This window comes from Microbacterium sp. CFBP 8794, from assembly GCF_014841235.1.
Lineage (GTDB): Bacteria > Actinomycetota > Actinomycetes > Actinomycetales > Microbacteriaceae > Microbacterium.
The window spans coordinates 790,130-811,796 of sequence record NZ_JACYTT010000001.1 but is presented as its reverse complement, the minus strand read 5'-3'; the positions used below and the strand labels follow the sequence as shown (position 1 = coordinate 811,796).

The following is a 21,667-nucleotide window of genomic DNA, read 5'->3' as shown; positions in this document are numbered from 1 at the left end:
CCCGCGGCCGAGGTCAGTCGTTCAGCCAGGCGTCCAGGTAGTACGCGTAGGCGAGGCCGTTGTAGGTGACGCCGCTGACCTCGGGGGCCTGCACGTAGACGCGCTGCACGATCTGGGTGAGCGGGACGAAGTAGCCCTGATCGAGCACGTAGCCCTGCAGCTCGTCGGCCACCGCGGCACGGGCGTCGCGGTCGGTGGCCGTGGCGATGCGCGTGGCGAGGTCGTTGAGCGTGACATCCGAGGTGCCGACCTTGAACCAGTCCTCGTCTCCCTTCTTCTGCGAGGTGAGCACGCCGGCGACGGTTCCGACGTCGACGAAGCTGCGGGTGATCTCGGTCGCCGGCACGGCGGCGTTTCCGATGACCTTCTGGCCGTAGGTCGGCACGTCGTACGTCTCGAGGTTCACCTCGAAACCGAGGGTCGTCAGCTGCTGGTCGACCAGTTCGTCGACCGACTGCGAGGCCTGGAGGTAGGGGTTCGGGTACAGCGTGAAGGCGAGCTTCTGTCCGCCCTTCGTGCGCACGCCGTCGGCGCCCTTCACCCATCCGGCCGCGTCCAGCAGGGATGCCGCCTCGTCGGGGTCGTAGGCGAAGTCGGCGCTGCGATCGGTCGCCTCGGGAACCGTGCTCTGGATGAAGGACTCGGCTCCGAGCCAGTCCTCGGTGTAGACGGTCGAGAGGATCTCGTCGCGGTCAATGCCGTGCTGCACCGCCTGGCGCACGCGCACGTCGTCGAACGGCGCCACCGTGGTGTTCAGCGCGTAGCCGTTGACGAAGCCGAGGTAGCGCGGCGTCTCGACCGTCAGGCCCTCGCCCTTCAGCGCGTCGAGGTCCTGCGGGCTGGCGTTGTACGCGACCTGCGCCTGGCCCGACTCGACCGAGGCGGTGCGCAGCGAGGGCTCAGCCACCTGCTTGTACGTGATGGTGTCGAGGTAGGCCGGGCCGTCGTGTCCGATCGCCTCGGGGCCCCAGTCGTAGTCGTCGCGCTTCTTCAGCACGACGCTGTCGCCGTCGGCGACCTTCTCGACGGTGAAGGGGCCGCTGCCGATGTCGTTCGTGAGGTCGGCCTGCTGGTCGGCGGGGAGGGCGAGCGTCGTCGGCGACAGCAGGATCGAGCCGTGGTACGCCAGCGTCGGGATGAAGCTCAGCGTGGGCGCCGAGAACGACACCGTCACCGTGGTGGCATCCACGGCTTCCGCGCCCTGGTAGTTGGCCGAGGGGAACAGGCCGATGCGGTTGATGCCCTCGTCGGGGCGGCCCTTCGCCCAGATGTCGATGTTCGCCACGACCGCGGCGGCATCCAGCGGCGTGCCGTCCGAGAAGGTCACGCCCTCTTTGAGGTGGAGGGTGAACTGGGTCTTGTCGGCGTTCTCGTCCCAGCTCTCGGCGATCCACGGGCTGAGTGTGCCCTCGGCGTCGACGTAGACGAGCTTGTCGGTCAGGTGACCCCAGATGTTGCCCTGATAGCTCGAGATCGAGCTGTTGTTGGGAATCCAGGTGGCACCGAGCGAGTCGATGAGGAACACCAGGTCGCCGCCGGGCTTCGGGGTGGCGTCGGCGGACGGGGCGGCGGTCGAGGCCGCGCCGCAGCCGCTGAGCAGGATGGCTCCGACGGTGAGGGCGGAGGCGACGCCGAGCAGGCGTCGACGTGGGCGGGTGCGAATGGTCATGAGAATCCTCGAGCTGTGGGGAACGGGTTACAGGGCTTTTCCGGGGTTGAACAGGCCGGCCGGGTCGAGCGCGTCCTTGATCGCGAGCTGCGCCGCCCGCACGCGGGCGGCGAGCTCTTCGGCGGCGAGCGCGCGCTTGACCGTGCCGATGCCGTGCTCACCGCTGACCGTGCCGCCCACGGCGAGGGCGGCACGCACCAGATCGTCGGCGGCGTCGTGCACCGCCGTGGGGACGACCGCCGGGTCGGCGTCGGCGGGGATGGGCAGGGTGACGACCGGGTGCAGGTTGCCGTCGCCGGCGTGGGCGACGGCGCTGACGGTCACGCCGTGGCGGGCTTCGATCTCGGGGAAGCCGGCGAAGATCTCGGCGATGCGCGACTTCGGCACGGCGACGTCGCCGCCGGCGAACCAGGAGCCGTCATCGAAGCGGCGGCCCGAGCGGCGCAGTTCCCAGAGCCCCTCGGCATCGTCGTCGGTCTCGACCCGCACGCGGGCGCCGACGGCCTCGAGCGCGGCGGTCAGCTCGGCCGTCTGCTCGTCGATGCCGAACCCGTCGAGCTCGATGAGCAGCAGGGCCGCGCCACGGACGCGGAGCCCGGAGTCGTTCGCCGCGTCGATGCCCTCGAGGGTGGGCTGGTCGAGGAACTCGATGACACTGGGCCGCACGCGCGAGGCCGTGATCGCCCCGATCGCCTCAGCCCCCGCGGCCGTGGAGTCGAAGAACGCCGTCACCGTGCGCCGCGCGACGGGGAACGGACGGATGCGCACGGTGGCGCCGACGACGATGCCGAGCACGCCCTCGGAGCCCACGAACAGCGAGACGAGGTCGAGACCGGTGACGCCCTTGATCGAGCGGTGTCCGATCGAGACGAGGCTGCCGTCGGCGAGCACGACGTCGAGGGCCAGCACCGACTCGCGGGTGACGCCGTACTTCGCGCACCGCAGGCCCCCGGCGTTGGTGGCGATGTTGCCGCCGATGGTCGAGATGCGCCAGCTCGCGGGGTCGGGGGCGTAGAAGAGGCCGAGCGGGGCGAGGCGCTCGTTGAGGGCGGAGTTGAGCACACCCGGCTCCACGACGGCGACCTCGTCGGCGGGCGACACCTCGACGATCCGGGTGAGTCGGTCGGTCGAGATCACGAGCTGGTCGGCGCCCGCCGCGGCACCGCCCGACAGGCCGGTCCCCGCGCCGCGCGGCACGACGCTGACGCCGTGGCGGCCGGCGAGGCGCACGAGCTGCTGCACCTCGGCGACGGTGGACGGGAACGCGACCGCGGGCCCGTCCTGCGCCGCGCTCCCGCGGCGCGGCGCGGTGCCGGCGTCATGACCGAAGGCCGCCGTCTCGACCGACGGCGGTCGCACGTCGATGCGCGACGCCTCGCGACGCACGTCGTCGAACAGGGCGGAGAGCCCCGTGAGGGGGGCGATCGCGGCGGGGGCGCTCATGGGCGGACCTCTCTCGATGGGGGGGGTGGGAATGCTGCACGCTCCGGCCGAAGCTAGGCGGCCGCGGCCGCACGCTCATCTCGGGCGACACGGGCCGTAGCGACACGTCACCGTCGGACTCGCTACGTCGCGGGGCGACACAGTCGCCGCCCCGGCGCGCGCTCGCGCGCCGCGGACGGTAGGTTCCGCGCCTCACCGCCGTCCGCCCCGCCGCGAGGCGGAGCGGAGGGGGATCGAACCCGCGGCGCTCGTAACATGACGCCTCGCGGCGCTGTGTGACGCGCCCGATTGTGTCGACAGGGCCGCGGCGGCACAGTGGGCGTCTCGGCGGGACGGACCCGCCGCGGAGGGAATCCCCGATGTCGGACCGCATCCACCTCGCCGTCGCCCTGGACGGCGCCGGCTGGCACCCGGCCGCCTGGCGCGAGCCCACGGCGCGGCCCGCCGAGCTGACGTCGCCGGCGTACTGGCGCGCGCTCGCCCGCACGGCCGACGACGCGGGCCTGCTGCTCGCGACGATCGAAGACGCGCTGAGCCTCGGCGGCCGTTCCTTCGAGCAGGATGCCGAGACCCGGCGCGACCGCGTGCGGGGGCGCCTCGACGCGGTGCTGGTGGCGTCGTTCCTGGCACCGGTCACGCGCCGCATCGGCCTCGTGCCGACGGCGACCACCGCGCACCCCGAGCCGTTCCACCTCGCCACGGGGCTGCAGACCCTCGACCACGTCAGCCGGGGCCGCGGGGGCGTGCGGCTGGTGGCGGGTTCCACCGCGCAGGAGCGCGCGAACTTCGGGCGCCGCGCCGACGGACCCACGGGTCTGCCGTCATCCGGGCGCGTCGAAGACGACCCGGCGCTGCTCGCGGCCTTCCGCGAGGCCGGCGAGGTGGCCGACGTCATCCGCCGCCTCGCCGACTCGTGGGAAGACGACGCCATCGTGCGCGACGTCGAATCGGGAAGATTCCTCGACCGCGACCGCGTGCACAACGTCGCCTTCGAGGGCGAGTTCTTCTCGATCACGGGCGCCTCGATCGTGCCGCGCTCCCCCCAGGGGCAGCCTCTCGTCACCGCGCTTGCCCACCAGAGCGTGCCCTACCGCTTCGCCGCGGAGCACGCCGACCTCGTGTTCGTCACGCCCGCCGATGCGGCCGCGGTCGACGGCATCCGGAGCGAGCTGGCCGAGGCCGCCGACGCGGCGCGCGCGCTCGACGAGCCCCTGCGCGTCTTCGCCGACCTGCTCGTCCTCGTCGAAGAGACCCCCGCCGCGGCCGCCGCGGTCTGGAACCGCCTGCAGGAGCGCGCGCCGCTCACCACCGACGCCCGCGTGGTCGTGGGCACCGCCGACGACGTCGTGGACGAGATCCGCGCCCTCGCCGACGCCGGGGTCGACGGTGTGCGCCTGCGTCCCGCCCGCCTTCCGGCCGACCTCGAGGCCATCGCCGACCGGGTCATCCCGCGGGCGGCGAGCGCCGGCATCCTGCTCCCCGACGACGGCGCGCCCACGCTGCGCGAGCGCGTCGGACTCCCCCGTCTCGCCAGCCGCTACGCCCGTCAGGAGGTCGGCGCATGACCCGCCGCCGGATCCATCTCGCCGCCCACTTCCCCGGGGTGAACAACACGACCGTCTGGACCGACCCGGCCGCGGGCAGTCAGATCGACTTCTCGTCGTTCGAGCACTTCGCCCGCACCGCCGAGCGCGGCTTCTTCGACTACCTGTTCCTCGCCGAGGGGCTGCGACTGCGCGAGCACCGCGGGCAGCTGCACGACCTCGACGTGGCGGGACGCCCGAACACCCTCGCGATCCTCACCGCCCTGGCCGCCGTCACCGAGCACATCGGCCTGGTCGGCACGCTCAACACGACGTTCAACGAGCCGTACGAGCTCGCCCGACAGCTCGGCACCCTCGACCTGCTCTCGGGCGGTCGCGCGGGGTGGAACGCCGTGACCAGTTCCGACGCGTTCCACGGGGCGAACTTCCGCCGCGGCGGCTACCTCGACCACGCCGACCGGTACGTGCGGGCCTCCGAGTTCGCCGAACTCTCGAAAGCGCTGTGGTCGTCGTGGCGCGACGACGCGATCGTGGCGGATGCCGAGACCGGGGCGTTCCTGCGCGACGACGCCATCGCGCGGGTCCGGCACGAGACGCGGTTGTTCGACGTCGACGCGGTGTTCGACGTCCCCCGCTCCCCGCAGGGCCGGCCCGTGATCGTGCAGGCCGGCGACTCCCCCGACGGCCGCGACTTCGCCACCGCCCACGCCGACGTGATCTTCTCGCTGCACACCGCGTTCGACGACGCGCAGCAGTTCTACCGCGATGTGAAGGGTCGCCTCGCCGCCCACGGCCGCGACGAGGACTCGCTGAAGATCCTGCCCGCGGCGACCTTCGTGCTCGGCGACACCGAGGCCGAGGCCCGCGAGCGCTCGCGCGAGATCGCGCTCGCCCAGGTGCGGCCGCAGACCGCGATCACCTACCTCGAGCAGATCTGGAACCGCGACCTGAGCGGGTACGACGCCGACGGCCCCCTGCCCGACGTCGAACCCGACACGGGCGTCGAGACCGCGCAGGGCTTCGCCGGGCGCCACGCGGCGATCCGCGCCCGCGTGACGCAGCTGCGCGCGCAGGCGACGGCCGAGAACCTCAGCATCCGCGAGCTCGTCATCCGCCTGACGGCGAACCACACCTTCGTCGGGACGGCCGAGCACGTGGCATCCGAGATCGATCGGTACGTGCAGGAGCGCGCGACCGACGGCTTCACGGTCGTCGGGCACGTCACCCCGCACGGCCTCGACGAGTTCACCGAGAAGGTCGTGCCCCTGCTGCAGGAGCGCGGGTCGTACCGCCGCTCGTACGACGAGGGCGCGACCCTGCACGACCTGCTGGGACTGCCGCCGGTGGTCGCGGGCGCTCCGGACACCCCCGGGCCGCACGACACCGCGACGGCCGCCGCGCGATGAGCGACCGGGCGGCGCGGCTCGTCATCGTCGGCGCGGGACCCCGCGCCGTGATGCTCGTCGAGCGCCTGCTCGCCCGGCGCACGAAAGCCGCGACCCCGGCGCTGCACGTCACCCTCGTCGACCCGCACCCGCCCGGTGCCGGCCGCATCTGGCGGCGGGAGCAGTCGCCCCTGCTCAAGCTCAACTCGATGGCGCGCGACGTGACGGTGTTCACCGACGAGTCGTGCACGATCGCGGGGCCGGTGCGCTCGGGACCGTCGCTCATCGAGTGGGCCGAGCGCGTCCGCGCGGGCTCGCTGCCCGACGTCGAGATCGACGATCCCGACCTCGCGGCCGAGCTGCAGGCGCTCCGCGGCGACAGCTTCCCCACGCGCCGGCTGCAGAGCGTGTACCTCGACTGGTTCTGGCGGCGCACGGTCGCCATCGCGCCCCCGGGCGTCGAGGTGCGGTGGCACCGCGGCGCCGTGCAGTGGGTCGACGACACGGTCGACGGGTACGAGGTGGCGTTGGCCGACGGCATCCGTCTACCCGCCGACATCGTCGTGTACGCCCTGGGTCACAACGGACGCGAGCCCGACGGTCAGACCCGCGACCTCCTCATCGCGGCCGCCGACACCGGGCTGACCTACGTGCCGCCGTCGTTCACCGCCGACGCCGACCTCTCGGTGCTCGGCCCCGGCGACGACGTCATCGTGCGCGGAATGGGCCTGGCGGCGGTGGATGCCGTCGTGCTGCTGGCCGAAGGACGCGGCGGCCGCTTCGCGCGTACCGCCGACGGCCGGCTGCGGTACGAGCCGTCGGGGCGGGAGCCGCGGCTGCACCTCGGCTCCCGCCGCGGGGTGCCGTACCGCTCGAAGGTGTCATCCCAGGTACAGGGCGAACCGCCGACGCGCGAGGTGCTGACCCCGGCCGCGATCGCCGATCTTCTCGCCCGTCCGGGCACGATCGACTTCCTCGACGACGTGTGGCCGCTCGTCGCGCGGGAGCTCGTGTGGGGGCACTACCGCGAGCTGTTCACCGGCCACCCCGAGCGGGTGACGACGACGTGGGCGGCCTTCCGCGCGATCCTGCGCGAAGTCGACGGGAACACGGCCGCCCTCCGCCGCGCGGTCGCCGCCGTCGTGCCCGACCCGCTCGACCGTTTCGACGTGCCCGCACTCGACGTGCCGCTCGGCGACGAGGCGTTCGTCGACGCCGCCGACGTGCACCGGCGCGTGCGCCGCCACATCGCCGACGACCTGCAGCTGCGCACGACGCAGGAACGCAGCACCGCGCAGGCGCTGTTCCTCACGATCCTGCTGTCGTTCCTGGCCCTGGCCGACATCCCCACCGAGCGGTGGAGCGCCAGGTCGCGGGCCGTCGACCTCCCCGTGACCTGGCACACGTTCTTCAGCTACGTTGCCTCGGGCCCGCCCGCGCACCGCCTGGAAGAGATCGGCGCCCTCGCCGACGCCGGGGTCGTGCGCTTCCTCGGCCCCGAGGTCGCCGTTCGGATCGCGGACGGCCGGTTCGTGGCATCCTCTCCCCGCGTTCCCGGCGAGCTGGTCACCACCACCCTCGTCGATGCCTGGCTCCCCGGCAGCGGGGCCGCCGCGAGCGAGAATCCGGCGCTGCGCGAGTTGGCCACCCGCCACGGCCGCGAGGTGCAGGTCAGCGACGCGACGTTCACCGGGTCGCTCGGCCGCATCGACGTCGACGCCGATGGCCGGGTGATCGCCCGCGACGGCTCCGCCCACGCGACGCTGTTCGCCCTCGGTCCCTTCACCTCGGCCATGGAGGCCGGGGCGTTCACGCGGCCCCACTCGAACGCCCTGCCCCTGCGCCAGACCGACCGGGTCGCGGGAGCGGTGGCGGATGCCGTGGCGTCGGTGCGCGTGCCGCGGCGCGCGACGGCCCCCTCTCGTTGAGTGTCCAAGACACGCCGCGCCCGGGGTGGGCAGCGCGGCGTGTCGTTGACGCTCAACGCTGGGGGTGCGGGTGCGGGTGCACATTCTCGTTGAGTGTCCAAGACACGCCGCGCGTGCGATGGGCCGCGCGGCGTGTTGTGGACACTCGACGCTGGGGGCGGGTACGAGGCGGGGCGAAGGCGGCGTCAGACGTGGAAGACCGCGTGCACGTCGCCGCCGAGCACCCCGCGACCGCCGAGGCCGTCGATCTCGAGCAGCGTCGCGATGCCGATGACCTCGCTGCCCACCGTCTGCAGCAGCTCGCGACCGGCGGCGAGCGTTCCGCCGGTGGCGAGCACGTCGTCGAGAAGCAGCACACGGGCACCCGCGGCGTTGTCGTCGTGCATCTCGATGGTCGCCGATCCGTACTCGAGGTCGTACTCGACCGCGGCGGCCGGTCGGGGGAGCTTCCCGGCCTCGCGGATCGGCATGAGCCCCACGTTCGCGACGATCGCCGCGGCGCCGGCGAGCAGGAAGCCGCGCGCCTCGACCCCCGCGACGGCGTCGAAGCGGCCGGCGAAGGGTTCGATCAACGCCTCGACGACGGTGCGCAGGGCCGCGGCATCCGTCAGCAGCGGCGTGATGTCGCGGAACACGATCCCCGGCTTCGGGTAGTCGGGGATGCTCGTGATGAGCGATTCAGCGCGGGCGAGAGCAGAGGCGTCGGGCACCGCGCCAGCCTAATCGCGGCGCTCCACCCCCGCCCTTCCCCGCCCGTTCCCTCGTTGAGTGTCCAGAACACGCCGTGCTCGCCCCGCCGCGAGCGGCGTGTTCTGGACACTCAACATCCGGCGCCCAGCGCTGAGCGTTCGCCGCCCCCTGTCGAGAGTCCAGGACACGCCGCGTGGGGACCCGGGAGTGCGGCGTGTTCCGGACACTCAACGCTGGGCACCGAGCGCCGGGCGCGGGCGCGGAGCGCGGGGCGCGCGCGCCGAACGCCGCCCGCACGACGCCACCCCCGCCGCCCGCATGACGCCCGCCGGCCGCCCCGCGCCGCACCCCCTATTGAGCGTCCAAGACACGCCGCGCACGGGCCCGGGAGTGCGGCGTGTTCCGGACACTCAACGAGCAAGGGGCGCCGGGACACCGTCGAGACACAGGACTGCAAGCGCTTGCACTAACGTGGTCGCATGACTTTCACGCAGGAAGACGCGCGCTCCGACCTCGCCTCGGCGCCCGGCGCGGAGTGGTGGCGCACCGCCGTCATCTACCAGATCTACCCGCGCTCGTTCGCGGATGCGTCGGGCGACGGCCTGGGCGACCTGCCCGGCGTCACGGCGCACCTCGACGACCTGCACGACCTGGGGGTGGATGCCATCTGGCTCAGCCCCTTCCAGCGGTCACCGCAGAAGGATGCGGGCTACGACGTCGCCGACTACCGCGACGTCGACCCGATCTTCGGAACCCTCGCCGACTTCGACGCGATGCTCGCGGGTGCGCACGAGCGCGGCATCCGGGTCATCGTCGACCTCGTGCCCAACCACTCCAGCGATCAGCACGTGTGGTTCCAAGAGGCGCTGAAGGCCGCGCCGGGCAGCCCCGAGCGGGCGCGCTACATCTTCCGAGAGGGCAAGGGCGAGAACGGCGACCTGCCGCCGAACAACTGGGAGAGCGTCTTCGGCGGCGGCATGTGGAAGCGCGTGACCGAGGCCGACGGCACCCCGGGCCAGTGGTACCTGCACATCTTCGACGAGTCGCAGCCCGACTTCGACTGGACCAACGATGAGGTGCGCGCGGAGTTCCGCGACATCCTGCGCTTCTGGCTCGACCGCGGCGTCGACGGTTTCCGCGTCGACGTGGCGCACGGTCTCATCAAGGCCGAGGGTCTTCCCGACTTCACGCCCGACCCCGAGGGCGGCTCGATGGGCGGCGACGCCGCCGAGGTTCCGTACTGGGGCCAGCCGGGCGTGCACGACGTGTGGCGCGACTGGCACGAGGTGCTCGCCGAATACGACGGCGACCGCGCCCTCTGTGCCGAGGCGTGGCTGCCGACGGTGAAGCAGACGGCGCTGTGGGTGCGTCCCGACGAGATGCATCAGGCGTTCAACTTCCACTACCTCGAAACGACCTGGGATGCCGCGGCCCTGCGCGACGTGGTCACGGAGTCGATCGCGGAGTACACCGCCGTCGGCGCCCCGAGCACCTGGGTGCTCTCGAACCACGACGTCGTGCGCCACGCCTCGCGCTTGGCGCTGACGGCCGAGAACCCGCAGGGCGCCGGCATCGGCCCGAAGTCCCCCGGCAAGCCCGACCCGGTGAAGGGCCTGCGCCGCGCCCGCGCCGCCACCTCGCTCATGCTGGCCCTGCCGGGCTCGTCGTACCTGTACCAGGGCGAAGAGCTGGGCCTGCCCGAGGTCATCGACCTGCCCGACGACGCCCGACAGGACCCGACCTGGTTCCGCACGAATGGCGAGCGCTACGGACGCGACGGATGCCGCGTGCCGATCCCGTGGACCGCCGACGCCCCCGCGTACGGCTTCAACACCACCGGCGAGGCCTGGCTGCCGCAGCCCGCCGAGTGGGCCGAGCTCGCGCATGACGTGCAGGTCGACGACCCCTCCTCCACCCTCACGCTCTACCGCGCGCTGCTCGCCGAGCGCCGCGCGCGCGGCCTGGGTGCGGGCGACATCGAGTGGCTCGACGGCTACGGCGACGACGTCGTGGCGCTGCGCAACGGCACGCTCACCGTGATCGCCAACCTCGGTGACTCCCCGGTCGAGCTGCCCGCGGGCGAGGTGCTCATCGCGAGCGGTCCCCTCGACGGCGAGCGCCTGCCCACCGACACGACCGTGTGGATCGCGGCGGCCTGAGCCGCCCGCATCCGCACCGATCCGACGAGACAACGCGAGACCGTGGCCGGAATCGACGACGTCGCCCGCGCGGCGGGGGTGTCGACGGCCACGGTTTCGCGTGCGTTGAGCGGACGCGGCCCCGTCTCGACATCGACCCGCGACCGCGTGCTCGCCGCGGCCGAGCGACTGGGCTACGTCGTGTCGGCCGCGGCGTCGAGCCTCGCCACGGGACGGGCGCGGGCGGTCGGGGTGGTCGTGCCATTCCTCGACCGCTGGTTCTTCAGCACGGTGCTCGCCGGCATCTCCGACGCCCTCGTGCGCGAGGGCTACGACATCACGCTGTACAGCGTGAGCGCCGACCCGACCGAACGTCGCCGCGTGTTCGACGATCACCTGCGCCGCCGGCGCATCGACGCCGTGATCACGATCGCGATCGAGGTGGATGCCGAGGAGTCGGCGTCTCTCCGCGGCCTCGGCGTTCCGATCGTCGCCATCGCCGGCCCCCACCCGCAGCTGACCACCCTGACCGTCGACGACCTCGCGGTCGGGCGCCTGGCCACGACGCACCTGCTCGAGCTCGGGCATCGCCGGCTCGTGCACATCGGCGCGGACGTGACCACCGACGCCGCGTCGTCGGTGCCGGGACTGCGTCGGCGGGGTTTCGAATCCGCTCTCGCCGACGTGGGCCTGTCGGCACCGCGGGTCGAACCGGCCGACTTCACCATCGAGGGCGGGTCGGCGGCGGCGACGCGGGTATTGGCGACGGCGGAGCGACCGACCGCCGTGTTCGCGGCCTCGGACGAGATGGCGATCGGGGCGATCCTCGCGGCGCGCGAGCTCGGCCTGCGCGTGCCCGAGGACGTGTCGGTCATCGGCGTCGACGGTCACGAGCTGGGGCGCTGGTTCAGCCTGACCACGATCGATCAGTTCGCGCGCGGGCAGGGCGCGCGCGCCGCCGAAGCGGTGCTCGCCGCGCTCGAGGGAGCCGACCCCGCTCCGGGCCGCGGCACGTTGCCGTTCGAGCTCGTCGACCGCGGTTCGACGGCGCCACCTTCGTCGGCTCGGTCGGGGCACTGAGCCCCCGAGACCGGTCGGATCGCCGGAGCCACGTGCCGCCCCGGAGCTACGGGGCGAGGGCGGTCGCTTTCTGTGTGGCGTGGCCGCGCACGAGGCACCGGGGGACGTTCCCCGAGGTCTGCGGCACCCGCCGCGCCCGCGTGACGCACACCTCCTGCAGAAACGGGGCGTGCGGGGCGCCGCGGCCTGGAGAACGGCCGCTGCGCCGGAGCCCTGCCGCGCAGGTGGCCCGCGCGGCTTTCCGCCGCGCGGAACCCGCGCGGAACCCGCGCCCCGCGATCAGCGCGCGGAACCCGCCAGGCTGCCCGAGACCTCGCCTGCGGGGTCGGACACCAGGCACGACACGGCGCGGTCCCCTTCGGCCCAGGTCTCGCCCACGGGGGCGAAGTAGTCGACGTTGAGGGTCGAGTCGGCGAACGAGAGTCCGATGAAGCTCGCGAACTCCGCGTCGCAGACGGCTTCGGCCTGGGCGGTGATGGCGTCATCTCCCGGGAAGGGTCCGTCGGCGAGCGAGGACGCGGCGAACACCTCGTAGCTGTGCGGCGTCGCGCAGTCGACGAAGCTGTCGTCGCTGACGTACCCGCTCGGCAGGGCGTCGAGGCACTCCCCGACGGCGAGGACGTAGACGTCGTCGGGCGTCGGCTCGCCGGGGGCGATGGTGACTCCGCCGTCTTCCGACGTCGACGGCGGCACGAACGGGTCGGCGGAGGACTGGCTCTCGGCGAAGACGGCGAAGACGATCAGGGCGATCACGCCGAGGGTCGTCAGCACGGTGAGGACGGAGCCGGCGATGATGCCGGTGAGGGCGAGGCCGCGTCCTTTCTCGCCGGTGCGCTTGATCTGCGCGAGGCCGACGGCTCCGGCGATGATGCCGCCGAGGGGAACGACGAAGCCGAGAACGATGGCGACGATCGAAACGACGTTGGTGCGGTTCGCGTAGTCGACGGGCGGCGGGATCGCTCCGGCCGGGTACCCGCCGGCCGTGTATCCGGCCGACGGCGCCGCGGCACCGGGATAGCCCGGGTACCCGGAGGCGGTGGCGAGCGCCGGGTCGGCGGAAGCGGGGTCGGCGGCGGCGGGGTCGCCCGCCACGTCGGACGGGGCGGGCACGGCACCGACGACGAGGCCCTGCTGCGCGAGGCGCACACCGACGGCGTGCGCCGCTTCGCTCACGACGTCACCCGACTTCGCCGCGCCGATCGCCCCGCCCTTGAAGAAGCCGCCGGCGGCGGAGTGCTCGAACGCGGCCGTCGCCCCGCCCTGCTCCGGCGCGAAGTGCACATCGAACCGCACGTGCATGTCCTGCCCGGCGAACGCCCCGGCGACGAGAGTGGTGCCGAGGCTCCCCCGCGACACGTCGAGCGAGCCCGACGCGGTGGGCTGCACGCGGAAGCCCTGCTCACCGAGGGCGGCGGCGACCGCGTCGCGCGCCGCGTCGACGGGAACGGAGAGATGGATCAGGGCAGACGACATACAGAGCTCCCGGGTGAGTGGCGTCGCGATCAGGCTTACGGCACGCGTTCACACTAGCGACGACCCGCACCACGCGGATACGCCGCCGCCGAGCAGACCACGGGCCGAAAGCCCCGTGGCCCGCGCCACGTCAGCGGATGCGCCCCACGAGGTCGTCGCGCGTGAGGGTGTCGGCGTCGGCAAGCACCGACCGAGCGGCGTCACGCGCCTCTTCGACGTTCCACAGCAGAACGCCGACGACGCGGTCATCGTCGAGGTAGTACACGACTCCCCGTTCGGTGTCGATCCAGTCCTCGACGGTCTCGAGCTCGGCATCCAGGGTTCCGACCGCTTCGTACCGGATGCCGAAGACGGCCGAGTAATAGTAAGGCGTGTGCGTGTAGGACTCGGCGGCGCCCGCGAGGTTGCGACCCGCGGCCGTGCCCTGCGCGTTGGCATTGTCGACGTGCTCGACTCGGCGGCGCCCGAGAATGCGATCGGGGTAGCTGGCCACGTCGCCCGCGGCCCAGATGTCGTCGACCGACGACCGCAGCTGCGCGTCGACCACGACACCGTCGTCGACCGTGAGTCCGGCTCCTTCGGCGAGGTCGGTCGCGACGTCGATGCCCAGGCCGCTCACCACGGCGTCGGCGCGCACCTCGTCGCCGTTCTCGAGCGAGAGCCGTACGCCCGCGGCATCCGCCTCTCCGCCCTCGACCTTGGAGCCGGCGACGATCTCGACCCCCGCGTCGCGGAAGAGCTTCTCGAAGCGCTCCGCCAGCGCGGCAGGGAAAACCGCGTCGCCCAGCACGGCCCCGGTGTGGACGAGCACGGTGTCGACGCCGTTCTGTACGAGGGCCGCGGCCAACTCGGAGCCGATGTACCCGCCGCCGACGACGGCGATGCGGTCGACGTCCTGCGCCAGAGACCGCAGGCGCCGGTAGTCCTCGGCGGTGCGGAACGACAGCACCCGCTCGCCGTTCGAACGGTCCTCGACGGGGAGGGGTACGGGCTTTCCGCCGGTCGCGACGAGCAGCTTGCCGTACGCGAACGTCTCGCCGTCGGCATCCACTTCGTGCGCGTCGGGACGGATCGCCGTCGCGCGCGTGCGCAGACGGATGTCGGCGCCGGTGTCGTCGGCGGTGCCCAGCGGCACCTTGTCCCACGTGAACTCGTCGTCGGTCCACAGCTTCTTGCTCAGGGCCGGGCGCGTGTACGGCTCGTCGACGTCGTCGCTCAGGATGCCGATCGACCCGTCGCGGTCGATCTCGCGGATGCCGCGGGCGGCGGTGTCGGCGACCATTCCGCCGCCGACGATGAGGTAGTCGAAGTGTGTGGTGGTCATGCGATCAGCCTCGCCGTCGCACCCGGCCGGACCGGACGGCTTGCGGGGCCCCACGGCATCCGGTATCGCCGCCCCCGCGAACCCCTGTTGGGTGTCCAAGACACGCCGCATCCGCTCCCCCACACGCGGCGTGTCCCGGACACTCAACAGGGGGGTAACGCCGCATCCCCCGGAGACGAAGCTGCGCCGAGTGTCCAAGAAACGCCGCACCCGCACACGCACACGCGGCGTGTCTTGGACACTCAGCAGGGGGTAGCGCCGCATCCCCCGGAGACGAAGCTGCGTCGAGTGTCCAAGAAACGCCGCACCGGTCCCCGCACACACGGCGTGTCTTGGACACTCGACGGTTGGGGGCGCCGGACCTGTGTCCGGCGCGGGGCACGGCGGGGCGGGGCACGGCATAGCGCCGGGCACAGCGGGGTCGGAGCACGGCACGTGCGGGAGCCCCACACGGGCGGGCGGGCGCGAACTAGGCTCGATCCATGAGCGTCGACCTCGAAAGCCTGTACACCGACCTGCACGCGCACCCCGAGCTGTCGTTCCAAGAGACGCGCACCGCCGGCGTCATCGTGCGCCACCTCGCCGACCTCGGCCTCGAGGTCGAAGAGGGCGTGGGGCGCACGGGCGTGGTCACGACGATCCGCAACGGCGACGGCCCCGTCGTGTGGCTCCGCGCCGACATGGACGGTCTGCCCGTCGAGGAGCAGACCGGCCTCGCCTACGCCAGCACCGCGCGCGGCACCGACCCGGCCGGCAACGCCGTTCCCGTCATGCACGCGTGCGGGCACGACATGCACGTCACCGCGCTCATCGGCGCCCTCGAACGCCTCGTCGCCACGACCGACGAGTGGTCGGGCACCGTCGTCGCCGTGTTCCAGCCCGCCGAGGAGTACGGCGCGGGATCGCAGGCGATGATCGCCGACGGCGTGCTCGAGCGGTACCCGAAGCCCGACATCGTGCTCGGTCAGCACGTCACCCCCCTGCCCGCCGGCGTCATCGGCGTGCGCCCGGGCACCCAGATGGCGGCCTCGGACGGCCTCACCGTGGTGCTGCACGGTCGCGGCGGTCACGGCTCGCGCCCGCACTCCACGATCGACCCCGTCGTCATGGCCGCGGCCACCGTCATGCGTCTGCAGACCGTCGTCTCGCGCGAGGTCGACCCGCGCGACGTCGCCGTCGTCACCGTCGGCTCGATCCACGCGGGGCTGAAGAACAACATCATCCCCGCCGAGGCGAAGCTCGAACTCAGCCTGCGCTACCCCGACGACGCCGCCCGCGCACGCGTGATGAGCAAGGTCGAGCGCATCATCCGCGCCGAGGCCGAGGCATCCGGAGCCGAGCAGACCCCCACCATCTCGACCGATCACACCCTTCCCCCCACGATCAACGATCCGGATGCCACGGCCCGGCTCACCGGAGCATTCCGCCGCGCGTTCGGCGAGGCCGGCGTCGTCGACCCGGGCATGTTCACCGGCAGCGAGGACGTGTCGTGGTTCGCGCGCGAGTCGGGCGCTCCGCTGGTGTTCTGGTTCTGGGGCGGCGTCGACCCGCAGGCCTTCGCCGATGCCCTGGCCGGCGGCACCATCGAGCGCGACATCCCGACGAACCACTCGCCGTACTTCGCCCCCGTCATGCAGCCGACCATCGACCGGGGCGTCGAGAACCTGGTCGTGGCGGCGCGGGAGTTCCTGGGCTGAGTCCCGGCGCACAGCGAGGCGGCAGCCCCCTCTGTCCGCCGGTGGCGCGCGTCAACGGCGCCCGTCCGGAGCGAGGGCGCCTGTCCTTCGCATAGGCGGCGAAAGGCAATTTTTCGTTCACGCGGTGGGCCGCCACGCCCTCGGAATCGAAGAATGTCTGCACAGCCGCGACGACGGCGGGTGTCGCCGCGCGGCTGATGCGCTTCCCCCGGTGAGCCGCTTGCCCTGGTGTTCTCAATTTGTGAGCGATAACATCGTTCCGACCCAGCCCGCCAATGGAGGCGACATGCGAAAACTGCTGCACGGATCCGCGATCGCAGGATCGCTCCTCGTCCTGGCGGGCCTGCTCGCCTCGCCTCCCGCCGTGGCAGACGCATCGACGCCTCCCGCGGGGTTCGACGTCATCGCTCGTGATGTCCTGCCGCACACGGCACGCGTGACGATCGCGCTGGTCGCTCCCCCGGGTACGCACCCGAACTTCTCCCGCGACGACGCCGTGGCCTCGGCGAACGCTGCCGCCGAGTTCCTCGAACGCGAGACGGACGGCAAGCTCACGGTCGAGATCGAGCAGGTCACCGAGTGGATGCCGGCCCCGAACGACGCCCCGTGCTCGTGGGAGAGCGTCTGGCAGGACTTCGCCGCACAGCAGCTGGGGTGGGAGCGCGGCAACGGCCGTCACCTGACCGTGATGGTGCCCTCGGGCGATCCGTGCCCGGGATGGGCCAACGGGGAGCAGGGCTGGTCGGTGGATGCCGGTGGGCGCACGTTCCAGCCCGGCCCCGACGCATCGACCCTGGCGCACGAGTGGGGCCACAACATGTCTCAAGCCCACGCCTTCTCGACGGCGTGTGGGAGCAGCTGGGACTTCCGCGCCGAGAACGGTCGGACCCCCGAGGAGTGCGACCGCCAGGAGTACGGCAACCGACTCGACAACATGGGCGGCAGCTGGACCCTCACGCCGTTCTCGAGCCCCTCGCTGGATCGCCTCGGCATGCTGCCGACGCAGCTGGTCCCGCGTTGCGATGCCACCGCGGTCGCTACCGTCGCCTCGGCCGCGGCCGGGGCGCGTGAGCGCGGCGCCATCTCCTGGGAGAGCTCCGCAGAGCCCGGCGTGCGTTACTGGGTCGATTACCGCGACGGCGACGCCAGCGCCAAGTACGCCTCCCTCCACGTCAGCGGATGGGCATTCACACCCGGCTCGTCCGGGCTGCAGATCCTGCGCACCGATCCCGAGACCCCGTTCGGGGCCACCGTGCTCGAGCGCCCCGGCGACGCGAGCGACTGGGCGCAGCTCGTCCGGGCGGACGAGGCCGTGACCCTCACCGACGGCACGCGGGTCTCGTGGTCGCCCGTGGCGACGGGAACCGACCGCGCCCGCGTGACCGTCGAGCGCAGGTGCGCGCCGGTCACGACGCCGGCCCTCGAGGCCGACGCGGTCGCCTCGACGCGGAAGATCGCCGGGTCGGCGTACGTAACCGTCACCGTCACGAACAGATCCGCCGTCGCCGTCGACATGGAGATCGGCACGACGTTCGGGAAGAAGACCTTCACCTCGGTCGCCCCGGGCAAGAAGGTGGCGGCCACCATGAACACGCGTCAGCCGACCGCACCGGCGGGCGACGCGACCGTGACGCTGTCGACTCGCGCAGGCGACACGTCGTCAACGCGAACCCTCACCGCCGCGTACGCCTCTTGATAGCCGGATAACGACAGATTCCTTCCCGGGGCACCGGACGGACGATTCATCACCGGGCGGCGGCATGGACCTCCATCGTGTTCACGTGACACGAGACCCGTGATCCACAGTCGACTTCGAAAGCCACAGCAGCAACCACGCTCGAGTCCGCCAAGGTCCCAGTAGCGACAGAACGGCCCGTCGAAGGATGCCGGTGCGCGGGATGACGGTATCCAGCACCCGCGAGGGGACCCACAGCTGCCGCGATCGAGATCGAGATGCCGAGGAAGACGAACGGGAGGGACTCGATCACCACGCTCGCCGCGAGGGTGACACCGTCGGAGAGGACGCTCGGGAGCGAGCCGTCGCCGTCGATCGTCAGCCACCGGACGACGATCGCGGCGGCGATCAGCGCCGCCGCGATCAGGGGCATCCGACGCGCCCCGGGGCCGAGCGTCGGCGGCGAGGGCTCCGGTCGGGCGCGCGCGGGTGCGGCGGGAGAGCTGCGCGGGGTGGGCATGGGGCTCGGTCGTCCTATCCGAGGAGGCGTGCGGCGTTCGCGCCGGGTTCGGTCGTGACCGTCTGTCCCCGGCATCGCCGGGGACGCCACCGCCCGCGACCGCGGTGCGTCAGGAGCACCGGTGCGCCTCGATGGGCACCGTCGTCTCGCGCGACTGCCCGCCGCCGTCGACGCGGAGCGACATCGACCCCGCCGGGATCGTCACCACGCGCGTCGAGAACGCCGCCGTCGCGGTGCCGCCCGCGGCGAGCGCCGGGAAGGTCTTCGTCCCGTACGCGCTGGACGCCACCACCGACACGGGAGCGGATCCCGTGTTCGTCACTTTGAGCATCACGGTCACCTTGCCGGCCACGCAGCGAGACGAGACGGAGCTCTCCACGCGCGGTGCCGCAGCGCCGGCGATGCGCACGTCCACGGGTGCGGACGCGGAAGCCGAGAGCACGTCGAAGCCCTGGTACGCGGCGGTGAGGCGCACATCTCCCGCCGCCTCGGGGATGACGGCCTCGGCGACGAACGCCCCGTCGCGCGAGATCACGCGCGCGTCGACCGTCCGGTCGCCGAAGGCGAACCGCACCGTCCCGGCGACGGCGCCGCCGTCGGTCGCGGCCACGGCGGCCTCCACCTTGGCGCCCGGCTCGAGCACGGCACCGCCCGTGACGCCGACCAGGGATGTCGTGGTCGCCGTCCGCGTGGCGGCCATACCCTTGGCCGACTCCCACTGGTTGAGGGTGACGGGCATGACGCTGCCGTGACGCGACTTCGGCAGTGCGCCACTCACGGTGCGCCACGCCGGCGCCGCCAGCGACTCGGTGAACAGCGGCAGATACCCCTGCCCCGTGAAGTCGTCGACGAAGAGGTAGAAGCCCTCGTCCACGCCGGCCGGGAGCGAGGTGTCGCCCGCGTTCGCGCGGAAGATCGTCGGCCCCTCGGTGGTGCGGCCGGTTGCGCGGGCGGTCTTGGAGACGCACGTCGCGTCGGTCGTCCACGCGTAGTCGCCGGGGACCGACAGGGCGTGGAGCGACGAGGCGGACTCCTGCACGACGTCGTTGCAGCCGGTGATCTCCTTGGTGAACCGGTAGAAGGTGCCGTCGTCCTCGATCATCGTGGAGTCGATCCGGTCGCCGGCGTCCTGCCAGATCTTCGCATCCGAGAACGTGACGAAGTCCCGTGTGGTGGCGTACATGACCTTCGAGTAGGTGTAGTCGGGGGTGCCGACCTTGTCGTAGGGGCGCGTGGCATCCAGGAACACCCGGGACGACCAATACACGACGTACTCGCCGGCGTCCTCGTCGTAGAAGGCCTCGGGCGCCCACGTCATCGAGGCGAACGGCCCCGACACGGGCACGTGCCGCTGCGCCGACCAGTTCTTCAGGTCGGTCGACTCCCAGATCTCCAGGTGCCGACTGCCGTCGTCCAGCGACGACTCCCACGACGTGCCCCCGCCGATCGACAGATCGGTGGCGATGAGGAAGAAGCGGTCGCCCTCGGCGGAGCGGATGACGAACGGGTCGCGGAGCCCGCGCGTGCCCTGCGTCGAAGAGAGGACCGGCGTGCCGTTGTTCACGACGTCCCACGTCATCGCGCTGTTGCCCTGCGATGCGGCGAGCGAGATCTTCTCCCCCTCCAGGGTGTCGGCGGTGAAGTAGGCGAACATGTAGCGACTGTCGACGGCGGCACGCGGGGCCGGCTCGACGGTGACGGCGAAGCTGCGCGTGACGGCGGCGGACCCCGTCCCGACCGTAGCGGTCAGGGTCACGGGCGCGGGCTCCGCGCCCCACGCGGGCCGCGTCACGACGCCGGGGTCGGCGGCGCCGACCGCGCGGTCGGAGATCACGGCGGGGGCCGACGACGTCCACGCCACCGGCGCTCCCCGCTCGCCTCGGGTGGGCAGTGTCACGTTCCCGCGCACGACGGCGGGCACTCCGAGCGCGTCGCGGTCGGCCGCGACGTCGGCCGCTGTCAGCGCCGGCACCACCAGCGTGAACGTCCGCGGCGCCGTCGCCCCGACTCCACGGGCCTCGGCCATCGCACTCAACGTCACCGTGGCCGCGGGCTCCCCCACTGCCGGGCGCGTCACGACGCCGTCGGCGGAGACGACCGCGGGGTTCGACGACGACCAAGAGATCTCCCGGATGCCGAACAACCCGAGGTCGAGGTCGCCGGTCACCGCCGAGGTGTCGCCCAGATCGACGGCGGCCGTCGTGGTGTCGGCGACGGCACGGAGCGCCGCCTGGTGGGTGGTGGCGTCGCTCTCGGACAGCGAGACGACCTCACCGCTCGACAACGCGCGGTCGTAGACGTGGAACGCGCCGACCGTCCCCGCGAACAGCGCGTCGGGCCACGGTGCGCGTCCGATCGTGTTGAGGGTCTGCGAAATGTCGGCGGGGGTGAGCGTCGTCGTGACGACCCCCGACAGCTGACCGTCGGTATAGAAGGTGAGGGTGTCGGCGTCGGCGTCGATGACGGCGGTCAGGCTGTGCCACCGGTTCGCCTTCACCGGGTAGGCGGAGGCGTTCTTCTCGCCGGCGGCGGAACCCGTCGTGATGCCGGACCGCGGCGCGCGCACGTTCGCGAACCAGTATTGCTGGGTCGCGTCGTTGCCGATGTTCCACAGGAAGTGGTTCGAGGTGAGCATCGCGGCATCGGCCTTGACGTCGATCGACACCGTGGCCGAGGTGGCGGTCTTCAGAAGGTCGTCGGGCAGCTCGACCCAGTTGCCCGTGGAGGTCTTGGCGCCCCCGGTGAACTGCAGGGTCCCCGCCTCCGCCCGCTGCGACGCGGTGTAGTTGCGCACCGTCGCATCGAGCGGGTCGCCCGCGGCGTCGGAGCCGTCGGCCGTGTTGCGGGCCACGTCGCCGGAGGTCTCGTCGAACGTGTAGCGCGCGACGAGACCGTCGTCGCTCACGCCGGAGGGCGCCGCGGTCGCCGCCCCCGCACCGAGGACTCCGCTGACGGCGACCGCCGCGCACACCGCGACGGCGAGCGCTCGTCGCGTCGCGGAGGCGACGCCGGCGGTGCGTCTCTCATCGGTCGATCGACGCAGACCGTGGCGAGAAGGGGTGTGAGAGAGCATGGTGTCCTGACCGTCGGTCGACGTCGAT

Annotated in this window: 14 protein-coding genes; 7 read left to right on the top strand and 7 right to left on the bottom strand. The window is 72.5% G+C overall.

All coding sequences use genetic code 11. The features are described from left to right. Positions 1 to 13: 13 nt before the first annotated feature. The gene (locus tag IFU19_RS03640; protein WP_192012946.1) at positions 14 to 1,669 is read right to left on the bottom strand and encodes an ABC transporter substrate-binding protein; all 1,656 of its coding nucleotides are present in this window, start codon (positions 1,667 to 1,669) and stop codon (positions 14 to 16) included. A gap of 27 nt (positions 1,670 to 1,696) precedes the next feature. Then, positions 1,697 to 3,112 (bottom strand): FAD-binding oxidoreductase, encoded by a 1,416-nt coding sequence (locus tag IFU19_RS03635; RefSeq protein ID WP_192012945.1) that lies wholly within the window; start codon positions 3,110 to 3,112, stop codon positions 1,697 to 1,699. 359 nt (positions 3,113 to 3,471) lie between these two features. Between IFU19_RS03635 and IFU19_RS03630 the strand changes: the two genes are divergently transcribed. Genes IFU19_RS03630 through IFU19_RS03620 form a run of 3 tightly spaced genes read left to right on the top strand, consistent with a single transcriptional unit; the run spans position 3,472 to position 7,969 of the window. Next, the gene (locus IFU19_RS03630) at positions 3,472 to 4,677 is read left to right on the top strand and encodes an LLM class flavin-dependent oxidoreductase (protein ID WP_192012944.1); all 1,206 of its coding nucleotides are present in this window, start codon (positions 3,472 to 3,474) and stop codon (positions 4,675 to 4,677) included. Further along, positions 4,674 to 6,062 carry an NtaA/DmoA family FMN-dependent monooxygenase gene (locus IFU19_RS03625; protein WP_192012943.1) on the top strand — a complete coding sequence of 463 codons (1,389 nt, stop codon included), beginning with the start codon at positions 4,674 to 4,676 and terminating at the stop codon, positions 6,060 to 6,062. Before IFU19_RS03630 ends, IFU19_RS03625 begins: the two co-directional genes overlap by 4 nt. Further along, positions 6,059 to 7,969, top strand: coding sequence for an FAD/NAD(P)-binding protein (locus IFU19_RS03620; RefSeq protein WP_192012942.1), 1,911 nt, complete (start codon positions 6,059 to 6,061; stop codon positions 7,967 to 7,969). Before IFU19_RS03625 ends, IFU19_RS03620 begins: the two co-directional genes overlap by 4 nt. Before the next feature lie 185 nt (positions 7,970 to 8,154). On the opposite strand, the gene IFU19_RS03615 is transcribed toward IFU19_RS03620, so the two are convergent. Next, complete coding sequence (locus IFU19_RS03615; RefSeq protein WP_192012941.1) at positions 8,155 to 8,679, bottom strand: adenine phosphoribosyltransferase; 525 nt, start codon at positions 8,677 to 8,679, stop codon at positions 8,155 to 8,157. A 459-nt stretch (positions 8,680 to 9,138) separates the two neighbouring features. On the opposite strand from IFU19_RS03615, the gene IFU19_RS03610 reads away from it, so the two are divergent. Continuing rightward, a complete protein-coding gene (locus tag IFU19_RS03610) occupies positions 9,139 to 10,818 on the top strand; it encodes a glycoside hydrolase family 13 protein (RefSeq protein ID WP_191916579.1) in 1,680 nt (559 codons plus the stop codon). 42 nt (positions 10,819 to 10,860) lie between these two features. Then, on the top strand, positions 10,861 to 11,877 hold the full coding sequence (locus IFU19_RS03605) for a substrate-binding domain-containing protein (protein WP_191916580.1): 1,017 nt from the start codon (positions 10,861 to 10,863) through the stop codon (positions 11,875 to 11,877). A 279-nt stretch (positions 11,878 to 12,156) separates the two neighbouring features. Here IFU19_RS03605 and IFU19_RS03600 read toward each other — a convergent pair whose 3' ends face one another. Beyond that, positions 12,157 to 13,350, bottom strand: coding sequence for a DUF4190 domain-containing protein (locus tag IFU19_RS03600; protein ID WP_055832080.1), 1,194 nt, complete (start codon positions 13,348 to 13,350; stop codon positions 12,157 to 12,159). 130 nt (positions 13,351 to 13,480) lie between these two features. Continuing rightward, the gene (locus IFU19_RS03595; RefSeq protein WP_191916582.1) at positions 13,481 to 14,674 is read right to left on the bottom strand and encodes an NAD(P)/FAD-dependent oxidoreductase; all 1,194 of its coding nucleotides are present in this window, start codon (positions 14,672 to 14,674) and stop codon (positions 13,481 to 13,483) included. Positions 14,675 to 15,156: 482 nt separating this feature from the next. On the opposite strand from IFU19_RS03595, the gene IFU19_RS03590 reads away from it, so the two are divergent. Next, on the top strand, positions 15,157 to 16,371 hold the full coding sequence (locus tag IFU19_RS03590; RefSeq protein ID WP_191916583.1) for an amidohydrolase: 1,215 nt from the start codon (positions 15,157 to 15,159) through the stop codon (positions 16,369 to 16,371). 286 nt (positions 16,372 to 16,657) lie between these two features. Beyond that, a complete protein-coding gene (locus IFU19_RS03585) occupies positions 16,658 to 18,067 on the top strand; it encodes a hypothetical protein (RefSeq protein ID WP_191916584.1) in 1,410 nt (469 codons plus the stop codon). A 49-nt stretch (positions 18,068 to 18,116) separates the two neighbouring features. On the opposite strand, the gene IFU19_RS03580 is transcribed toward IFU19_RS03585, so the two are convergent. Further along, positions 18,117 to 18,479 (bottom strand): hypothetical protein, encoded by a 363-nt coding sequence (locus IFU19_RS03580; RefSeq protein ID WP_191916585.1) that lies wholly within the window; start codon positions 18,477 to 18,479, stop codon positions 18,117 to 18,119. Positions 18,480 to 18,675: 196 nt separating this feature from the next. Next, positions 18,676 to 21,639, bottom strand: a complete 2,964-nt coding sequence (locus tag IFU19_RS03575; RefSeq protein WP_192012939.1) for an immunoglobulin-like domain-containing protein — start codon at positions 21,637 to 21,639, stop codon at positions 18,676 to 18,678. Positions 21,640 to 21,667 lie beyond the last annotated feature (28 nt).